The following is an 18614-nucleotide window of genomic DNA, read 5'->3' on the forward strand; positions in this document are numbered from 1 at the left end:
TCATCATGTTATTTCGGCGATAGCTGATTGTTAATACCTTAGGGATATAGTTTAATGGTAGAATAGCGGTCTCCAAAACCGTTGATGGGGGTTCGATTCCCTCTATCCCTGCCATGGCGGTAGTGGTGAAGTGGTTAACACACTGGTTTGTGGATCCAGCATGCGAGGGTTCGATCCCCTTCTACCGCCCTAATAAAGTATTTATACTTTATATTGCCCTTGTGGCGGAATTGGCAGACGCGCTGGACTCAAAATCCAGTGGTGGCAACACCGTGTGGGTTCGACTCCCACCGAGGGCATCATGAAAAACCTGGACTTTCGTCCGGGTTTTTTCTTTGGACAAAAAACCGTTGAAACCTTGAATTTTCCCCATTTTTTAGGTATTCTTGTTAAGAGTAAACTAGGCAAAATAGGACCTGGTTTGGAGGATGATTTTGGACCAAGAAGCATTTGTAAAAAGCCTAAAGGAAGCTGGGTTAACATTGTCAGACCAGCAAATTGATCAGTTTGACCGGTATTTTTCCTTGTTAGTTGAGACGAATAAGGAATTTAATTTAACGGCCATTACGGACCTTGAAGAGGTTTATTTAAAGCATTTTTATGATTCGCTGACCTTGGCTTTTTACCAACCCGACTTAAAGGTCGCTGAACCAACATTGATTGATATTGGTTCTGGTGCCGGCTTCCCGGCAATTCCTTTAAAAATTGCTTTACCAAACCTAAAGGTGACGCTGATTGATTCTTTGAACAAACGGGTTAACTTTTTAAAAACAGTTGTTGCAGATCTCGGCTTAAAAAATGTAACGGTTTTGCATGGTCGTGCTGAGGACTTTGGTCAAGACCAACACATGCGTGAAAGTTTTGATTATGCCACGGCCAGGGCTGTTGCGCGCACTGCCGTTTTAGCTGAGTACACATTGCCGTTTGTTAAACTCGATGGACAACTTTTGGTGATGAAGGGGTCGGCTGGTGAAGACGAGTTGCAGGCCGGTCAAAAGGCTTTACAGACACTTGGTGGTCAATTCCAGGAAAGCTTCACTTTCACCTTACCAAATCAGGATCCACGAATGATTCAGATTATTGCTAAGGTACAAAAGACACCAAAGAAGTATCCAAGGCAGGCCGGTACTCCTAGCAAAAAGCCATTATAAAAGAAAAAGGAGCCAGCAGATGGCAAAGATTATTGCTTTAGCCAACCAAAAAGGTGGGGTTGGCAAGACAACAACAAGTATTAACCTGGGTGCTGCCTTGGCAAAAGCTGGTAAGCGGGTTTTGTTAGTTGATGCCGATCCACAGGGAAATGCAACCTCTGGTGTTGGTGTTGACAAATCAGAATTAGAGAATGATGTTTATGAAGTCTTGATTAATGGCGTTGCCGCTCAGGACGCTATTGTTGGTGCCGATACTTTGGATATTTTACCAACGACGATTCAGTTGTCAGAAAGTGAAGTACAGTTAGTTGATCTTCCACGACGAGAATTTCGCTTAAAGGATGCACTAGCACCATTGGCTGATCAGTATGACTATATTTTGATTGACAATCCGCCTTCATTAGGACTTTTGACGATTAACTCCTTCACAGCAGCCGATGCGGTTTTGATTCCAGTCCAAACGGAATTTTACGCTTTGGAGGGTTTGGGGCAATTGCTCAATACGATTGAACTTGTTCGTCAAGGTCTAAATCCTGATTTGGAAATGGCCGGTATCTTATTAACGATGTATGATACAAGAACAAATTTGGCAAGACAGGTGTCTGAGCAAGTACGCAAGTACTTTGAAGACCGGGTTTACCAAACGGTTATTCCGCGGACAGTTCGGTTGTCGGAAGCACCTTCGTACGGCCAGGCGATTATTGATTTTGACCCAAAGTCACTCGGTGCACGGGTGTATACCGAATTTGCTAAGGAGGTCATGGCGCAGTATGGTTAATAAAAGAGGTGGATTGGGTAAAAACATGGATTCGCTCTTTGGATCCAATGGTATTTCAAAGGAAGCTTTGGCCCATTCAAAAACAGTTAGCCGCAATCCGGAGGCAGGGGAGAAAGTTGTTTCGCTTCCCTTAGACCAAATTGAAGCCAACCCGTTTCAACCGCGGCTGCACTTTGATGAAGAATCGATCAAAGAGCTCGCTCAGTCAATTAAAGAAAATGGCCTGTTGACGCCGATTATTGTTCGTCAAAGCGGTGCTAAGTATCAAATTATTGCTGGGGAGCGTCGTTTCCGCGCAACTAAGACTTTGCCGGTGAAGGAAATTACCGCGATTGTTCGAGCAACCAATGACGATACCATGGCGACGTTGGCACTGATTGAAAACTTGCAACGAGATAACCTGGACCCGATTGAAGAATCACGGGCCTATGCCAACTTGATGGCCCAGTTGGATTTAAACCAAACCCAACTGGCTGAAAAGTTAGGAAAAGAACGGACAACGATAGCCAATGCTTTGCGCTTGTTAAGGTTACCCAATCAGGTTCAAGACTTGGTGCAAGCTGGTGAACTTTCCATGGGACAAGCCCGAGCCTTACTCGGTTTGGAAAAAGAAAGTCAGATGAATGCTGTTGTCCAAACGATCTTGAAAGAACAGTTGAATGTCCGCCAGGTTGAAACACTGGTCAAGAGAGTTAACGCCGGTGACCAAAAGCCTGCCAAAAAGGTTGAATCGCCATTTGCTAAGGATTTAGCAAATCGGTTAGAAGATAAATTTGGCACAAAGGTCAAGGTCAACACCGGTTCAAAGGGTGCAGGAAAGATTGAAATTGCTTATCTTTCAGAACAAGACCTGGCTCGAATCTTAAGTATTTTATCAATTGAGGTAGACTAAAATGGCGCAATCAATTGAATATGGTCTTGGTGACCTAGTTGAAATGAAGAAGCCCCATGCTTGCGGAACGAATGCTTGGGTGGTCAACCGACTTGGGGCCGATATTAAAATTACCTGTTCGAACTGTAACCGGACAATTATGTTAACCCGGTTTAACTTTGAAAAGCGCTTGAAAAAAGTCTTAAAAAAGGCCGAAGAAGATTGATTTTTACGGTTTAAGACGAAAGGATAAATAGACATGGCTTTAACAGCTGGAATCGTTGGACTACCTAATGTTGGTAAGTCAACACTTTTTAATGCAATTACAAAGGCTGGTGCAGAAATGGCAAATTACCCATTTGCCACCATTGAACCAAATGTTGGAATTGTCGAAGTGCCAGATGATCGCTTAGCGCGGATTCAAGAAATTGAACCGGCTGATAAGATTATTCCAACAACATTTGAATTTACCGACATTGCCGGTATCGTAAAGGGTGCTTCCAAAGGTGAAGGACTTGGAAACAAGTTTTTGGAAAACATTCGCCAAGTGAATGCTATTGTTCACGTTGTCCGTGCCTTTGATGACGATGAAATCATTCACGTTAATGGTAAAGTTGATCCACTTGATGATATTGACACCATTAATACTGAGTTGGTCCTAGCTGATTTGGAAGCAGTCGATAAGCGCTATGCGAAGGTTGCTCGTGCTGCGAAGGGATCCGATAAAGTTGCTAAGGCAGAAGCTGCTGTTTTGGAAAAGATTAAGCCTGTCTTGGAAGCTGGCAAGGCCGTGCGGACGGTTGATTTCTCAGAAGAAGAAGAAAAGGTCGTCAAGGGCTTATTCTTGTTGACATCAAAGCCAACGCTTTATGTTGCCAATATCGCAGAAGACGATATGGCGGATCCAACCAACTCGCCTTACTACCAAAAAATTAAGGATTTTGCTGATTCTGAAAAGGCTGAAGTAATTGCCTTGTCAGCCAATGCCGAAGAAGAGATTGCTCAGCTAGATGACGACGAAAAGGCCGATTATTTGGAATTAGCTGGTGTTCAAGAACCTGGTTTGAACAAGCTGATTCGCTCTGCTTACCACTTATTAGACTTGCGAACATTCTTTACTGCTGGTGGCAAAGAAACGCGGGCATGGACCTTTAAGGCCGGATACAAAGCTCCACAGGCTGCTGGTGTGATTCATTCGGACTTTGAGCGTGGATTCATCCGGGCGGAAACGATTGCCTTTGCTGATTTGGACGAATATGGGTCTGTTAAGGCCGTTAAAGAAGCTGGTAAGTTGCGATCAGAAGGAAAAGATTACGACGTTCAAGACGGCGATATTATCGAATTCCGTTTCAACGTATAATAAATTTAAAGGACGAAAGACAGTAAGATGACGCAAGTAGATTCGCAATTAAGCAAGAAGAATCAAGACTTTATTTTCCGATTTAAGAAGGGCTTGGCGGAAACTGACAAGCTCAGTAACGAACGCAAGGAAGAAATTGTGCAAACGATTTCTAAAAAGCTTTACGTCGGTCAAAAGGCAGGAAAAACAGCTGCGCAAATGTATGGCTCACCAGCTCAACTTTTGCAAGAGTATTTGAATCCCCGCCGCTTAGCTAAGAAGTTCCACGATTATTCCTTTACATTCTTGGCCACTGATACGGCCTTGGTCTTAGTGATGTTCTTGTCTGGTTTTTTCGCTATTACAATGAGTTTTGGCAAGAGTTCAAGCGAAAGCCAAGGAATCGGTGTTGTCTCAATGCTCTTGCTATCATTCTGGGGTGGTGCGATTTATACCCTGGCAATGCAACGTTTGGTTCCTAATCCAAAGGACAAGCATCCAAAGAAGAAAATGCCGACTTGGTTGTTACTGATTGTTGTTGCGATTTTGTGGGTCGCCGGTTTCACGGCCTTCATGTTTATCCCGACGGTGGTTAATCCGATCTTGCCTCTCTTTGGTAATGTGCTGGTCTTGGCTTTGGCTTGGTTAGCTTACCTGTTGAACCGTAAGCATGCTGGATTGGAACACGGTGGTATTTTAGCTATCTCAAAGTTGTCTCAACAAGCACGGGTAGATGAGGCTAATCAAAAGGAGTAAGGGATGAAAATCTTAGTTGTCGACGACGATCAAGAAATTGCTGAATTATTAGAAATTTACTTGAAAAATGAAGGCTACGAACCCGTGATTGCACAAGATGGGAAAGAAGCCCTTTCAAAATTAAATACTAACCCGGATGTTGCTTTAATGGTCTTGGACATTATGATGCCCAATATGTCCGGCTTAGAAGTGTTAAAGGCTGTTCGGAAGGACACGCATATTCCAATTTTGATGCTTTCGGCTAAGTCTTCTGATATGGACAAGATTCAGGGACTGATTTCTGGAGCCGATGACTACGTAACAAAACCTTTTAACCCTTTGGAAGTGATGGCTCGGATTCGTTCGCTTTTACGGCGGTCTCAAAACATGGTCCAAGAGCAAAAGCCGGATGTTTTGTCGGTGGCCTCTTTGGTTATCAATAAGGATTCCCACGAAGTGAAGACCACAAGTGGTGATTTGGTTAATTTGACGGCCTTAGAATTTGGAATTTTATACCTCTTGGCTTCTCATCCAAACCGCGTGTTCTCTGCCGATGATATCTTCGAACGTGTTTGGCAACAAGAATCTGTTGTTTCTGCTAAGACAGTTATGGTGCATGTTTCTCATTTGCGCGATAAATTAGAAGAAGCAACCCATGGTGACCAGGTTATCCAGACTGTTTGGGGTGTTGGTTATAAGATTGAAGTGAGTTAATTATGGTCAAGAAAAGTACAATTCTGGCGCAAACCGTTTTGTCATTAATTTTGGCTACTTTGACCTCCGCTGGCCTTGCCTGGGTGTTGGTTTTTGACCTCTTACAAGACAAAATGAATTGGTCAGCTCGGCAAAGCTGGCCTTTTTTTTACATTGTGTGGCTATTGCTATTGGCTATTTGGTTAATTCATCTCTGGCGCCGCAGTCGGGAACGTTTGTTATTGCTCAACCTGGCAAAACGACTGTACACCCTTGCTAATCATCCTGATCTTGGTCACAAGTCGAATGGCCATGATGAGTCGGACTTGCCCGAAAACCAAGAACAACGTCAGTTACCAACCTATAGCAACCAAGCACGGCAACTCACGGCTTTAGTCGATCGAGTAGTGGCCGAGTTCAATTTGGCCCATGAGGAACAGTTAGCCGTTGAAAAATCGAAGGATGAGATGATGACGAATATCTCTCACGATTTGCGGACGCCACTAACAGCCATTATTGGTTACCTAGGTTTGGTGGTGACGCCAAATTCGCCTTTATCAGAAGAAGACCAGGCTAAGTATTTAAAGACGGCTTATTATAAGTCCAACCAGATGAAGACATTAGTTGAAGACCTCTTTGAGTTTGCCAAGTTGCAAACAACGCAGGTAAGTTTGAATATCACCGATTTCTCGCTTGGTGACCTCTTTGATCAGGTCCTTGCGAATTATGCCATGGAGGCGGAAAATCGGCACCTGCGCTTTGCAACTAATTTAGACCCAAGTGTGATTGTGATGGCTGGTGACTCGGATAAATTAGCCCGGGTTTTGATTAACTTGGTTGAAAACGCATTGAAATATGGTCAAGGTGCTAGTTTTATTAAATTAACTGGTCAAGTCAGGGAGGCTGGATTGGTGGAAATCAGGGTCATTAATGATGGTCCTGCTATACCTGCTCGTTCGGCTAATCATATTTTTGAGCGCTTTTACCGAGTGGAAGAATCGCGCAACAGCAAGACTGGTGGTACGGGCTTAGGGCTCGCAATCGTGAAGGGCATTATTGACCAGCACAACGGTCAAGTAAAAGTCGAATCAGATGAGACGGCCACGGCATTCGTCATGACCCTCCCACTGAAACAAGTGAAAGAAGAATAGAGTGATGAGTGAAAAGCCAATGTATCGGTTACACGCCGCTAATCGAAAGAAAAAACGTGGGCGGTTTTGGGCCATCCTAATGGCCGTTTTGGTCTTAGCGATAGCCATGATAGGGGCAGGCCTGTATTTCTTGGTACCAGATGATGTTAAATCGTCGATTCAAGCCACGAAAGATCAGCCGGTTAGTTTAAATGTTGATGCCACCTCAGCTGTGGTAATTGATTTAACATCAGGCCAAGTTTTGGGTGAAAAGGATGCCAATAAACAAGCACCGATTGCCTCTGAGAGTAAAATGTTGGTGGCTTACGGCGTCTTAAAAGCAATTGAAGATAACCAATTGAAGTGGACTGACCAGGTAACCGTGCCGGCTAGTGCCGATCTTTCAGCACAAAATGCAGATGCTATTTCCCATTTGAACATGAAGACGGGTGATAAGCTTTCAGTACGCGACCTCTATTGGGCAATGTTTACTAATTCTGCCAATGATGCTGCGCTGACCTTAACGGCTGCCTTGACCAAGCCAGGACAAACGGCACAAGAAACGCTTGAATCCTTGGCAAGTGACCTGAATTTAAAGGGAACTGAATGGTATAACGGTGCTGGTTTGACAAATGGTGACTCTTATAACAATAACGAAGTTACTTCCGCATCTGATTCAGCTGCAAACCATGCATCAGCGATGCAGGTTGCTCAAATTGCTAAGAAGATTATGACAATGGATCCGACCTTAAAAACTGTGACGACCAATCCAACGATAACTTACACAAAAAACAAGACCGTCAAGGTGACGGAGACGTCTGATTTTGGTCAAGGATTTGCCAACATTATCAAAGGCTTGGATAATGAAAACGGCTTGAAAATACTTGGGTTAAAGACGGGTTCGACACCAGAAGCAGGGGCTTGTTTTACGGGTTATGTCGTTGACCAACAGGGACATGAGTTCTTGACAGTTGTGAACAATGCTGCCGATTACACGGATACAAAGCAACGGTTCCAAACGACCATTGATATGGTTAACCAGGTCTTGGCTAAAAAGAAAGCGTATACTTTTACGGCAGGTAAGCAACTGACAAACCACAAGACTGTTGGTGTTGATCATGAGGATCAAACAGTTGCCGTACAAGTAGCAGCAAGCAAGACCTACTGGACAAGTTTGAAAAAATCATTAAAGATACAGCCATTGAAAGACTTGAAGTCTCGCCCCGATGAAAAGAGTACCAACGTGGTGACCTATGCTAAGCCGGAATTGAAGGCGACCTTCCTGCCAGGCCTTGCTGACACGGATAAAGAAATTCCCTTACAGGTTTTGACGGCAACAGCTCAGAAATAGTTTAAAAAATTTGACTAATTTTTAGTCACAGCGTTAACTTTACCGTAAAGGGTGCTATAATAAAAATAGTGAAAGCGTTTACTTTCCGAACAGAAAGGGGTATTCTTCATGGCAGCAATTCATTTTGATTCGAACGGTTTAGAGAATTTCATTGCAGACAACGAGTTGGATGAAATTAAGGATCAGGTCCGCTTTGCGCATCAGACATTGGTGAACAAGACTGGCGCGGGAGCTGACTTTACTGATTGGTTCCACTGGGCTTCGAGCCAAGACCAAGCTAGCTTGGCACCGATTCATCAGGCGGCGGACGCGATTAAAAAGAATTCTAAAGTTTTGGTAGTGATTGGAATTGGTGGTTCTTATTTGGGATCACGAATGGCAATCGACTTTTTGAAGTCACCCTGGCATAACGAATTAGTTCAGGGCGATGAGGTCAAGGTTTACTTTGCCGGTAATGCGATGTCGCCAATGGCCTTAGATGAATTGGACCGGGTAATCGGTGACCAAGATTTCTCTGTTAACGTGATTTCAAAATCAGGAACCACGACGGAGCCAGCTGTTGCCTTCCGGTTCTTTAAGCAACGCTTGGTAGCTAAGTACGGTGAAGAAGGTGCCAAAAAACGTATCGTGGCAACGACAGATGCCAAAAAGGGTGCTTTAAAGAACGAGGCCACTGCCGAAGGGTACCAAACATTGGTCATTCCTGATGGCATTGGTGGTCGATTCTCTGTTTTGTCAGCTGTTGGTTTGTTGCCGATGGCAGTTGCCGGAGTTAATATTGAAAATGTTTTGGCCGGTGCAGCAGCAGCTGAAAAGACGTATAGCAGTGACGATGTCCATGACAACCCAGCCTTAGCCTATGCGGCTTACCGCCGAATTCTTTACGATAAGGGTTATACAACTGAAATTTTGGCTAACTGGGAACCATCGCTGCAATACTTGTCAGAGTGGTGGAAGCAGTTGATGGGTGAATCAGAAGGAAAGAACCAAAAGGGCATTTATCCTTCATCGGCGAATTACTCGACTGATTTGCATTCTCTTGGTCAATATATTCAAGAAGGTCGTCGTGATCTCTTTGAGACAGTTGTTCGTATTGACCATTCAAAGCATGATTTGCCAATCCCAAAGACTGGTAATAATGAAGATGGCTTGCTTTATTTGGAAGGAAAGTCATTGGAAGAAGTGAATAAGACTGCTGCGACTGGCGTTGTCTTGGCCCATGTGGATGGCGGTGTACCAAACTTAGCCGTTTTTTTGGATCGTCAAGATGAAGCTGGTTTGGGTGAATTGATTTACTTCTTTGAATTAGCTGTAGGTGTTTCAGGCTACCTCTTTAACATCAACCCATTCAACCAACCTGGTGTTGAAGCCTATAAGACGGCGATGTTTGCCCTTTTGGACAAGCCGGGCTATGAAGAACAAAGTCAGGTTTACCACGACCGGTTAAAGTAAGACAAAATAAAAACTAGAAACCAAATTTGCATGTGATGCGACTGGGTTTCTAGTTTTTTTGTCTAATTAGCACAGAGCTAAAAAATCGTTATTAGCTGATTTTGCAGAGACTGCTTTGTTGGCAGTTAGACAGCAAAGAATTGGTGGATGGCCTCAACCGTCTTGTCAGAACCAACGAAGTAGATAGTATCACCAGGCATGATATTGGCATAGGGGCCGGGAGACAAGGTGATTTCATCTTCGTGAAGAATGGCAATAATCGTCGCTCCGGTATTTTGCCAAATATTCAAAGACCCGATCGATTGGTTGAGCATCGGTGAATCGACCTCGGGAATAAATTCGTAAGGGGACATGGGATTATTCTTGCGCACACGTTGGGTTTGATCCAACAGGAGTGAAAAACCTTCCTCTAAATTAGCTAGGTCCTCTTTTTGCTTGGCGATTAAGCTTTTAATTTCGCTGTGAGTAGTTTGTAGATCGCGACTCTCTTTGGCTTGATTGAGAAATTCGTGGGCCTTTTCCCGAGAAAGAACTTCGACGCCAGAACCGTGAACAGGCTTGACGATATCGAGATCGGCTAGCACGGAAATTGCCTTGCGGGCGGTTTCAGCGGAAACGCCAAAGGTTGCGGCCAAGGTTGACCGAGCATGGAGCTTTTCGCCAACGAGAAATTGTTTATTAACGATGTGCTCAGCAATTTCCTGAGCGATTTGGTGATAACGGGGTTCTTTAACTTTCGGCATAACCGGTATCCTTTAAAAGAATTAGTGAATAAATATTCTAATTTGACAAAAGTGACCACTAGTGTATGATAATAGAGTGGTCACTATTGACCACCGCTTAAATCCACAACGGTGGTCACTTATTTAGTTTATTTTAAATGAGCAGGATAGTCAACTAATAGGAGGGTTTATGCCAAAAGTTCAGATTAAGCATTTAACCAAAATCTTTGGAAAGCGTCAAAAGGCTGCTTTGAAGATGGTTGAAGAAAATAAATCTAAGAACGAAATCTTTGAAAAGACTGGCTCAACGGTTGGTGTTTACGACATTAACCTTGATGTCAATGAGGGCGAAATCTTCGTCATCATGGGGTTGTCAGGTTCTGGAAAGTCGACGTTAATTCGTTTGCTCAATCGCCTGATTGAACCAACCAGTGGGGAAATCTTTTTGGATGGGAAAAACATTACCCATTACAACAAGAAAGAGATGCTTGATATTCGACGGAAGAAAATGTCGATGGTCTTCCAGAATTTTGCCTTATTCCCACACCGGACCATTCTGGAAAATACAGAATTTGGTTTGGAAATCCAAGGTGTGCCAGCAGCGGAACGGCGCGAACGTGCCGAAAAGGCCTTGGAAAATTCGAAACTTTTGTCCTTTGAGGACCAATATCCTTCACAGCTTTCGGGAGGAATGCAACAGCGAGTTGGCTTGTCACGGGCATTAACGAATGACCCTGACATTCTCTTGATGGATGAAGCCTTTTCTGCCTTGGATCCATTGGTTCGTCACGAAATGCAAGATGAGCTCTTAGACTTGCAGGCAACGGTGAAGAAAACCATTATTTTTATTACCCACGATTTGAACGAGGCTTTGCGTTTGGGTGACCGAATTGCCATCATGAAGGATGGTCAGTTACAACAAATCGGTACTGGAGAAGAAATTTTGACTAATCCAGCAAACGATTATGTTGAAAACTTCGTTGAAGATGTTGATCGTTCAAAGGTTTTGAATGCAGAATCCATCATGATTCCTGGCTTAACAATCAACGCTGATACGGATGGACCAAACGTTGCCTTACACCGGATGTCAGAAGAAGAAGTTTCTGGCTTGGTTGCCGTCGATGGTAACCGAAAGTTTGTTGGGTACGTGACATCTGACGCGGCCGTGAATGCTCGTCGTGAAAAGTTGACTCTGCGTGACGTGATCACAGCAATGCCAACAGTAACGCCTGACACGGTTGTTTCAGACATTATGCCAATCATTTATGACGCCCATACGCCAGTGGCCGTCGTTGATGAAAATCAGAAGCTTCACGGTATTATCATTCGTGGTGCCGTGATTGAAGCGTTAGCCCAAACGGAAGGAGACAATAATGATTAATTTATTATCAGTTGCCAAACTCCCAATCGACTCCTGGGTAACCGATGGGGTTAACTGGTTAACAAAGAATCTATCTGGATTTTTTACAGCGATTCAAAATAGTGGTTCCACTACGATGGATGGCATTACGAATTTCTTAACAGCGATTCCAATGCCAATCTTCATCATTGCCTTGGCATTGATTTCATGGCTGTTGACGCCTAAGAAATATGGTCAACCACTCTTTATCTTGATTGGTTTGGCCTTGGTGGCTAACCAAGGATTATGGTCTGACTTGATGCAGACTTTGACACTGGTCTTGATGGCCTCGGTTGTCTCTTTGGTTATTGGAATCCCAATGGGGATTTGGACGGCTAAGTCGCCAAAGGCCTACATGGTGATTAAGCCGATCTTGGACTTTATGCAGACCATGCCTGCCTTTGTTTATTTGATTCCAGCCGTTGCCTTCTTTGGTATTGGTGTTGTGCCTGGGGCCTTTGCCTCTGTTATCTTCGCCCTGCCACCAGTTGTGAACTTCACTTATCTTGGGTTGCAACAGGTGCCAACTGATTTGGTTGAAGCCGCTGACTCATTTGGGGCAACGACTTGGCAAAAGTTGTTCAAGTTGGAATTACCAAATGCGAAGAACACGATTATTGCTGGTGCTAAGCAAACGATTATGCTGGCTCTGTCAATGGTTGTGACGGCTTCTATGATTGGTGCACCAGGACTTGGTCGTGGTGTCTTGTCAGCTGTTCAACACGCCGACGTTGGTTCGGGATTTGTTAATGGAATCGCCTTGGTGATTTTGGCTATTATCATTGATCGCTTTGTTCAGCGTCTGAACACAGAGCCCGTCTCTGCACCAAAGTTGCCAAAGTGGCGTAAGTTGGCTACTTGGGCAATGTTGGCCGTGATTGCTATCGCCGGTATTGCTGGTAGCATCACTGCTCACCAAGCTTCAGGCAAGAAAGTCAATATTGGTTATGTTGAATGGGATTCTGAAGTGGCCTCAACGAATGTTTTGGCTGAAGCAATGCGTCAGCACGGCTATGATGTGACGATTACCCCACTTGATAACGCCGTGAACTGGCAATCAGTTGCTAACAAGCAAACTGATGCTACGGTTTCAGCCTGGTTGCCAAATACTCACAAGGCTTTGTACGCTAAGTATAAGAATGATGTCGATTTGCTTGGCCCTAATTTGAAGGGGGTTAAGTTAGGTTTGGTTGTGCCAGATTATATGGATGTCAACTCAATTGCTGATTTGACCAACCAAGCAAACAAGACCATTACGGGGATTGAACCTGGTGCCGGTGTGATGGCTGCCGCACAAAAGACGATTGATTCTTATGGTAACCTTTCTGGTTGGAATTTGCAGGCATCATCATCTGGTGCAATGGTTTCAGCATTGGATAAGGCTTATAAGGCTAAGCAACCAATTGTCTTGACTGGTTGGTCACCACATTGGATGTTCAACAAGTACAAGTTGAAGTACCTGGCTGATCCAAAGGGAACAATGGGATCACAAGAAACAATTAATACTGTTGTTCGTAAAAACTTGAAGCAGACGAACCCTGATGTCTACAAGGTGATGAAGAACTTCCACTGGACACAAGATGACATGCAGACGGTTATGCTTGATATCCAAAACGGTAAAACGCCTACAAAGGCTGCCGACGATTGGATTAGTAAGCACAAGTCTCAAGTGAACGCTTGGTTTAAGTAACAATTTGAATCAGGTTCGCCACCGTTTTGATGGTTAATTAAAAGCGACCCAAGCAATTTGATTGCTTGGGTCGCTTTTTGATTTGGGTTACTGTCGGTAAGCCTGGAAGGAGCTGGGGCTGATTTTACCGTTTAAGAGTGCTTGAGGGAAGCTAATAGTTGCTTCAAGATATTTTCATCTGAATAGGACAAAACGTTTTTAGCGTAAAGTTTTTGTCCATATTGAGCAAGCGCCACGAGAGCAATGAGCGAAATGGCCAATGATAGAAGAGCCTGCCACCAGCTGGCATATTGGTTGGCAAGCAAGCTTGGCATTGTTGATTGAGCCATGAAGGGGACATAGGCAAAAATATGAACGAGAATGTTATTGCCACCATTTGAAGCTGAAGCAAGACCAACAATATAGGGAATCATGGCCAGGGTCGTGACGGGGACCATGGCTTGAGAAACTTGTGAATTATCATTGACTAATGAAGCTGCAATGGCTGCTAAAATCAGGTAAAGGCCAGTGGCAACGATGATGAAAATCAAGGAATAAATTAGAAAAGCTGGGGTCAAGGCAGTCAAGTAGGAAAGGGCCTGCTTGACCACTGCAATTTTTTGACCGAAAAGGTTGGTTCCTATTCCTAAGACCACGTAAGAAAACAGTTGGGTAACCAGAAGACCAGTGATACCTAGCAGCTTACCGAAGTATTGTGCCCGAGAAGACGAGGCTGCTAATAGGGTTTCCATAATTCGTGACGATTTTTCATTGGCAATCTCATTACCAATTAAGGATGCATAGGTCGAAACAATGACTAAGACGATAATCGTTATAGCAACTGAAACAGCTGCTTTTGCAGCCTGGTTATTGTCGGCGTTTTCTTGACTAGCGTGACTTTGCACAGTTGTTTTCAGGCTAAACGGTGTCATCAATGCTGCGGTTTGTTTGGGGGTTAGACCATAATTTTCAGCCTGATTCATCAAAAAAATCTTGCTTAAGACCGCTTGTAATTGATCTTTATCAATTTTCGGCGCTTTTGGCTGCATCACTAATGTTCCTTGATCAGCGTTGAGAGTAAGGATGCCGTCAATGCTTTGCTTTTGTAAAGCCGACTGTGCAGAGTGGTCATCGGTAATTGATGAGACCTTGATATTGAGCTTGCTAGCTGTTTGGCTGATGGCCTCACGACTATTGGCCTGTCCAATAACAGCAATTTTGGCTGGTTGGTCGTTTGAAAAGTAGCTAATTCCGTAGCCTAGAAGACCAGCAGCAGCAATTAAAAGGATAGGTGAGATAATTAACCACCAAAAAGATTTTTTCTTAAGGCGACTGAAGTAGGTGTGCTTGGCTACGAGAAAGGTTAGATTAGTCATTGGTGCTGACCTCCGTTTTAAAGATTTCGGCTAGAGTGGGTGGCTGTTGTGAGAAGGCGGGGATGTACCCATTACTGGTCACCGCCTCGAAGATGGAATGTCCAGCCGCTTCAGAGTCTAGCGTCAGCAGAAAGCCACCATCTTTAGCTTCGACATGGTTGACGCCGGTCATTGCTAAATAGTCTGATTTTGTTAAATGAGGCGCTTCAACATAAAGACGGGTTCGGCCAAAGGATTCACGAATTTCCTGAACAGGTCCTTGCAGGACGGTTCGACCCTTTTTAAGCATTAGGAGTTGGTCTGAAATTTGGCTAACATTATCCATATTGTGCGATGAGAAGATAATCATTGCGCCACGATCTTTGAGGCGCTGAATTTCGTCCATAAAAATGGCAGCATTGACAGGATCTAAGCCAGAGAAGGGTTCATCGAGAATCACAAAGTCCGGCTCGAAAATCAGAGCCATAATCATTTGGATTTTCTGGGCGTTTCCTTTTGATAGAGATTGGACTAAGTCCCCTGGTTTTCCAACGACTTGTAAGCGGTCTAGCCAGTCTTGGAGCGCTACTTTTGCCGCTTTTTTGTCCATACCATGTAATTGGGCAAGGTAGACGACCTGTTCTTCAATGGTCTGTTTTTGATAGAGCCCGCGTTCTTCGGGTAGAAAGCCAATTTTTCGACGTAAATTAGCATCGATTGGATGTTGATCCCAGGCAATCGTACCTTCGTCAGCCTGGATAAAGTCTAAAATCATCCGAAAAGTGGTGGTTTTGCCGGCACCATTTTGGCCAATCAAGCCGAGAACTTCACCTGGTTGAAGGGTGAAGGAAAGATTGGCAACGGCTTGGTGACTGCCGAATGCTTTTGATAAGTTGGAAATGGTAATCATGGTCTGCTCCTGACATCTCTAATTTAATGGATGAATTGGGTTTAACTTAGGCTATTCAACAAACGTGGACTAGTTATTTAATACCAAAAATTGATCTTCATCACTTGTTCGAATATTCTCATTATCTCATAGTTTTTCTTTGGGTTCGACAGTAATTGAAGAGAGTTCGGTGTTGATGAAAACGGCTCTTGGGTTGGTGGGTCAGTGTAAATTGTTTGTTAGCTGGTGTCTTTGAGCCTGACAGTCACAAATTTGTGATACAGGCTCTGGTCAAAGGGGTTAACAAGGTAACAATAACGTTTGTTATACCAATAATTTGCTAATAGCAAACAATGCTAAAAAAATAATTGACGGGTGGGCAATAATCTAGTAAACTATTTAAGTATTGTTGACTATGGCCCCATGGTCAAGTGGTTAAGACGTCGCGTTCTCAGCGCGGAATCGAGGGTTCGACTCCCTCTGGGGCTATTTCGGTCTGTTTGGTGCAAATTGCATTAGACAGGCTTTTTTATTTTGTTATTTTAAAAACGCCCACGTTATCACATTTGTAGGCGTTCTTTTTGTAAAACTTTATGAAACGTTGTAAAACGTTTTACAATTATTTTCTTAATTGACTGTATCAAGACTGTATCATTCAAGTGCGTTTAAAAATGATAGAACTCGTTCCTTTTCGGAGGCTCGTTTATGCTCCATCAAATGAGCATAAATACTGATAGTAATGTTGGAATCAGCATGGCCTAACCATTCGGTAATTACTTGAACAGGGACATCATTTAGTATTAGAAAGCTGGCAAATGTATGGCGCAATCCATGGAATGTAATTGGCGTAGCGTGGAATTTTTCGAGCATTAACCGCAGACGTTTATTCACACCATTGTCAGTGGGCGGATATGAAGAAAATTTGCTAGCAAAAATTTGTCCTTGACCAAAATTCCAAGTCTCCATCTCTTCTGCTAAAATTTCAGGAATTGGTATTACTCGATTGGATGATTTTGTTTTCGTTGGCTTATTTACTTTCCTATCACTATCCCATGATTTATTAACGGATATAGTCATTTGATCAAAATCAACGTCATCTTTAGTCAGTGCAGCAACCTCTGCATATCGCATGCCTGTCAGCAGTGAAGTGTATATCATTCGGGCTGATGAGTCCTCTTTTCCTTTCATTTCTTCCAACAGTGCCTTCATTTCTTCAATCTCTAAGAACTTCAAATCAACCGATTTGCTTTTCTTTTCAGAGTATACAGTTGTATTAACTGTGAAATCCTTGTAGATAATCCCTTCGCTGATGGCATATCTCACAAAGGCACTGATAATGCTCCTGATTCTTCTAACTGAGCTTTTCACATGTTCTTTAGCATATTCGTTTAGTAATTTTTGCATATCGGCCGTTTTGACTTCGTTTACTTTTTTATCTGGCCACTTTTCTTTGAGAATGTTAATAACCGTTTTGTACCATTGAGCGCTTTTGTAGTATAAATTTGGTTCTTTAAATATTTCGTACCATTGCTTAAATTCGTCAATAAATAGACGGTTATCGTCTAATTCTTTACCATTCAATTTATCAAATTCGACTTTTTTGGCCCATTGTTGTGCTTTTGCTTTTGTTTTAAATCCTGATTTTACTTTTCGTTTGTCTTTGCCATTTAGTTTGTAGTAAACACTGGCTCCCCATCCATTTGAACGCTTATAAATGCTCGCCATATTAACTCCTTTTTCAAAAAATAGGTACAAATAAAAAGGCCTTTGGCCTTAATTTTGCATCAAATTATTGAATCACTATTAAATCCCAAGTATCTCCTTCTTTTTTGCATCAAACTCTTCTTGCGTAATAGCGCCCATATCAAGCAGCTCTTTTAATTCTTTGATTTGACTTAAGTTGCTTGTTTGTGGCTGCGCTTGAACAGGCTGCTGCGCTTGGAAAAGTTGTTGATTGTCGGCTGTCTTCTTATCTTGAACTGCTTTTTTGAGCTTTTCGACAAAGATAGGGGCATTGCGCTTATCAACGTTTTCAATGGCAATGGTATTTGCGCCGTTTGTAATCATGATGGTGGACAATACTAACTTTGACGAGTAAGAAACAGCGTTGATGTAATCAAATCCAATCTCTTCATAATCTCCTCCTACGAACATGTTCTTGTTGATGAACATCAAGCGGTTATTAGTAATAACAATCAGATATGAACGTCCTTCACGACCACCAGAGACGGCGTAGACAATCTTTTCCTGTGGATCTAAGTATTCATGCAAGTGATTGATTTCTTTTTTAGTACCGAAAAGATTCGAAACGCCTGCTGCTTCTAACTGGTCCTTGATTTCTTGATTTGGGTCTACTATTTCAGGGTCATCACGTAGATACTTTAAACGGTCGTTTTTAGCCTTTTCAAAATCATACTTTTCGCCATTGTTATAGAGCTCTTGTAAGTATTCGTATGGTTCACGCTTGATTTGACCTTGTTTTTTAAAGTCAAATTTCTTGATTCCTAGTTTAGCCATACACTGAGGATGAATAACTTTAGTATAACGACCATTAATTTTATTAATAGGATACCCATGCATAGCAACGCAAACTTCAGAGCACAATGGGCAAATCATTCCTTTAATTTCAGATTTAGCATTTTTGTTATCCATATACTTCTCTCCTTAAAATATTAATTTATAGCAAAAAATTTTACTCGTTCTTCTAGATAGCTAGGAATTCCATAGGCTTCCATAAATTGTAACCAATTGAATTCTTCGGCATCTTCCATATAAATGTTCATCAAGAATTTGATAGCTTGATTATTAGCCATGCGCTCATCTGGATTACCAACGTCATAAGCATGATAAGCAACCATCCTATGAGAATCAGGTTCGGCATGAACAATGTGCATTAGTTCATGGGTAAGTCTGAATGGAGTTTGTTTTTTCAAACTTGAGTTAGCATTGAAAACAACTTGTCTAGTAGATAAATCAGCAACATCAGGAACATCAGGGCTTAATCTATTGGTTGACAACAGCGTTATTCCTTGTCTTTCATATTCATTGATAATTCTTTCAACTATTTGTTTCAAATGTCA

At 42.8% G+C, this 18614-nt stretch carries 18 protein-coding genes and 4 tRNA genes; 16 read left to right on the top strand and 6 right to left on the bottom strand.

The window, feature by feature from the left end; genetic code table 11:
• The first annotated feature begins 40 nt into the window (after positions 1–40).
• From ACSYSR_RS04525 to ACSYSR_RS04585, 13 genes are all read left to right on the top strand, one after another.
• Positions 41–114, top strand: a tRNA-Trp gene (locus ACSYSR_RS04525).
• Between the two features lie 2 nt (positions 115–116).
• Positions 117–189, top strand: a tRNA-His gene (locus ACSYSR_RS04530).
• A 26-nt stretch (positions 190–215) separates the two neighbouring features.
• Positions 216–299 (top strand) — tRNA-Leu (locus tag ACSYSR_RS04535).
• Positions 300–434: 135 nt separating this feature from the next.
• A complete protein-coding gene (gene rsmG, locus ACSYSR_RS04540) occupies positions 435–1151 on the top strand; it encodes a 16S rRNA (guanine(527)-N(7))-methyltransferase RsmG (RefSeq protein WP_489816024.1) in 717 nt (238 codons plus the stop codon).
• Positions 1152–1170: 19 nt separating this feature from the next.
• The gene (locus ACSYSR_RS04545; protein ID WP_252773535.1) at positions 1171–1929 is read left to right on the top strand and encodes a ParA family protein; all 759 of its coding nucleotides are present in this window, start codon (positions 1171–1173) and stop codon (positions 1927–1929) included.
• A complete protein-coding gene (locus tag ACSYSR_RS04550) occupies positions 1922–2821 on the top strand; it encodes a ParB/RepB/Spo0J family partition protein (protein ID WP_489816023.1) in 900 nt (299 codons plus the stop codon). Before ACSYSR_RS04545 ends, ACSYSR_RS04550 begins: the two co-directional genes overlap by 8 nt.
• A gap of 1 nt (position 2822) precedes the next feature.
• On the top strand, positions 2823–3026 hold the full coding sequence (locus tag ACSYSR_RS04555) for a DUF951 domain-containing protein (protein ID WP_047975534.1): 204 nt from the start codon (positions 2823–2825) through the stop codon (positions 3024–3026).
• A gap of 33 nt (positions 3027–3059) precedes the next feature.
• A complete protein-coding gene (gene ychF, locus ACSYSR_RS04560; RefSeq protein WP_252773537.1) occupies positions 3060–4160 on the top strand; it encodes a redox-regulated ATPase YchF in 1101 nt (366 codons plus the stop codon).
• A 27-nt stretch (positions 4161–4187) separates the two neighbouring features.
• Positions 4188–4895 (top strand): DUF1129 domain-containing protein, encoded by a 708-nt coding sequence (locus ACSYSR_RS04565; protein WP_489816022.1) that lies wholly within the window; start codon positions 4188–4190, stop codon positions 4893–4895.
• A 3-nt stretch (positions 4896–4898) separates the two neighbouring features.
• A complete protein-coding gene (locus ACSYSR_RS04570; RefSeq protein WP_047975531.1) occupies positions 4899–5588 on the top strand; it encodes a response regulator transcription factor in 690 nt (229 codons plus the stop codon).
• A 2-nt stretch (positions 5589–5590) separates the two neighbouring features.
• On the top strand, positions 5591–6718 hold the full coding sequence (locus ACSYSR_RS04575) for a sensor histidine kinase (protein ID WP_252773539.1): 1128 nt from the start codon (positions 5591–5593) through the stop codon (positions 6716–6718).
• 4 nt (positions 6719–6722) lie between these two features.
• Positions 6723–8048 carry a D-alanyl-D-alanine carboxypeptidase family protein gene (locus ACSYSR_RS04580; RefSeq protein WP_252773540.1) on the top strand — a complete coding sequence of 442 codons (1326 nt, stop codon included), beginning with the start codon at positions 6723–6725 and terminating at the stop codon, positions 8046–8048.
• A gap of 108 nt (positions 8049–8156) precedes the next feature.
• Positions 8157–9500, top strand: coding sequence for a glucose-6-phosphate isomerase (locus ACSYSR_RS04585; RefSeq protein ID WP_252773541.1), 1344 nt, complete (start codon positions 8157–8159; stop codon positions 9498–9500).
• Positions 9501–9625: 125 nt separating this feature from the next.
• Here ACSYSR_RS04585 and ACSYSR_RS04590 read toward each other — a convergent pair whose 3' ends face one another.
• On the bottom strand, positions 9626–10243 hold the full coding sequence (locus ACSYSR_RS04590) for a GntR family transcriptional regulator (RefSeq protein ID WP_252773542.1): 618 nt from the start codon (positions 10241–10243) through the stop codon (positions 9626–9628).
• A gap of 169 nt (positions 10244–10412) precedes the next feature.
• Here ACSYSR_RS04590 and ACSYSR_RS04595 point away from each other — a divergent pair, with 169 nt between their 5' ends.
• Positions 10413–11603: a quaternary amine ABC transporter ATP-binding protein gene (locus tag ACSYSR_RS04595; RefSeq protein WP_489816021.1), complete on the top strand. Its 1191-nt coding sequence runs from the start codon at positions 10413–10415 to the stop codon at positions 11601–11603.
• Positions 11596–13311 (top strand): ABC transporter permease/substrate binding protein, encoded by a 1716-nt coding sequence (locus ACSYSR_RS04600; RefSeq protein ID WP_489816020.1) that lies wholly within the window; start codon positions 11596–11598, stop codon positions 13309–13311. The genes ACSYSR_RS04595 and ACSYSR_RS04600 overlap by 8 nt, the downstream gene beginning before the upstream one ends.
• A 131-nt stretch (positions 13312–13442) precedes the next feature.
• On the opposite strand, the gene ACSYSR_RS04605 is transcribed toward ACSYSR_RS04600, so the two are convergent.
• The gene (locus ACSYSR_RS04605; RefSeq protein ID WP_489816019.1) at positions 13443–14666 is read right to left on the bottom strand and encodes an ABC transporter permease; all 1224 of its coding nucleotides are present in this window, start codon (positions 14664–14666) and stop codon (positions 13443–13445) included.
• Positions 14659–15555 (bottom strand): ABC transporter ATP-binding protein, encoded by an 897-nt coding sequence (locus ACSYSR_RS04610; RefSeq protein WP_489816018.1) that lies wholly within the window; start codon positions 15553–15555, stop codon positions 14659–14661. The genes ACSYSR_RS04605 and ACSYSR_RS04610 overlap by 8 nt, the downstream gene beginning before the upstream one ends.
• Positions 15556–15951: 396 nt before the next feature.
• On the opposite strand from ACSYSR_RS04610, the gene ACSYSR_RS04615 reads away from it, so the two are divergent.
• A tRNA-Glu gene (locus tag ACSYSR_RS04615) sits at positions 15952–16023 on the top strand.
• 162 nt (positions 16024–16185) lie between these two features.
• Here the strand turns inward: ACSYSR_RS04615 and ACSYSR_RS04620 are convergent.
• The 3 genes from ACSYSR_RS04620 to ACSYSR_RS04630 all read right to left on the bottom strand — a co-directional run bounded on the left by ACSYSR_RS04620 (position 16186) and on the right by ACSYSR_RS04630 (position 18608).
• Entirely contained in the window at positions 16186–17259 is a 1074-nt protein-coding gene (locus tag ACSYSR_RS04620; protein ID WP_489816017.1) for a site-specific integrase, read from the bottom strand.
• Between the two features lie 78 nt (positions 17260–17337).
• Complete coding sequence (locus ACSYSR_RS04625) at positions 17338–18186, bottom strand: PH domain-containing protein (RefSeq protein ID WP_489816016.1); 849 nt, start codon at positions 18184–18186, stop codon at positions 17338–17340.
• 20 nt (positions 18187–18206) lie between these two features.
• A complete protein-coding gene (locus ACSYSR_RS04630) occupies positions 18207–18608 on the bottom strand; it encodes a hypothetical protein (RefSeq protein WP_489816015.1) in 402 nt (133 codons plus the stop codon).
• Positions 18609–18614: the final 6 nt, after the last annotated feature.

The sequence above is a fragment of the Fructobacillus sp. ESL1096 genome (assembly GCF_058511985.1).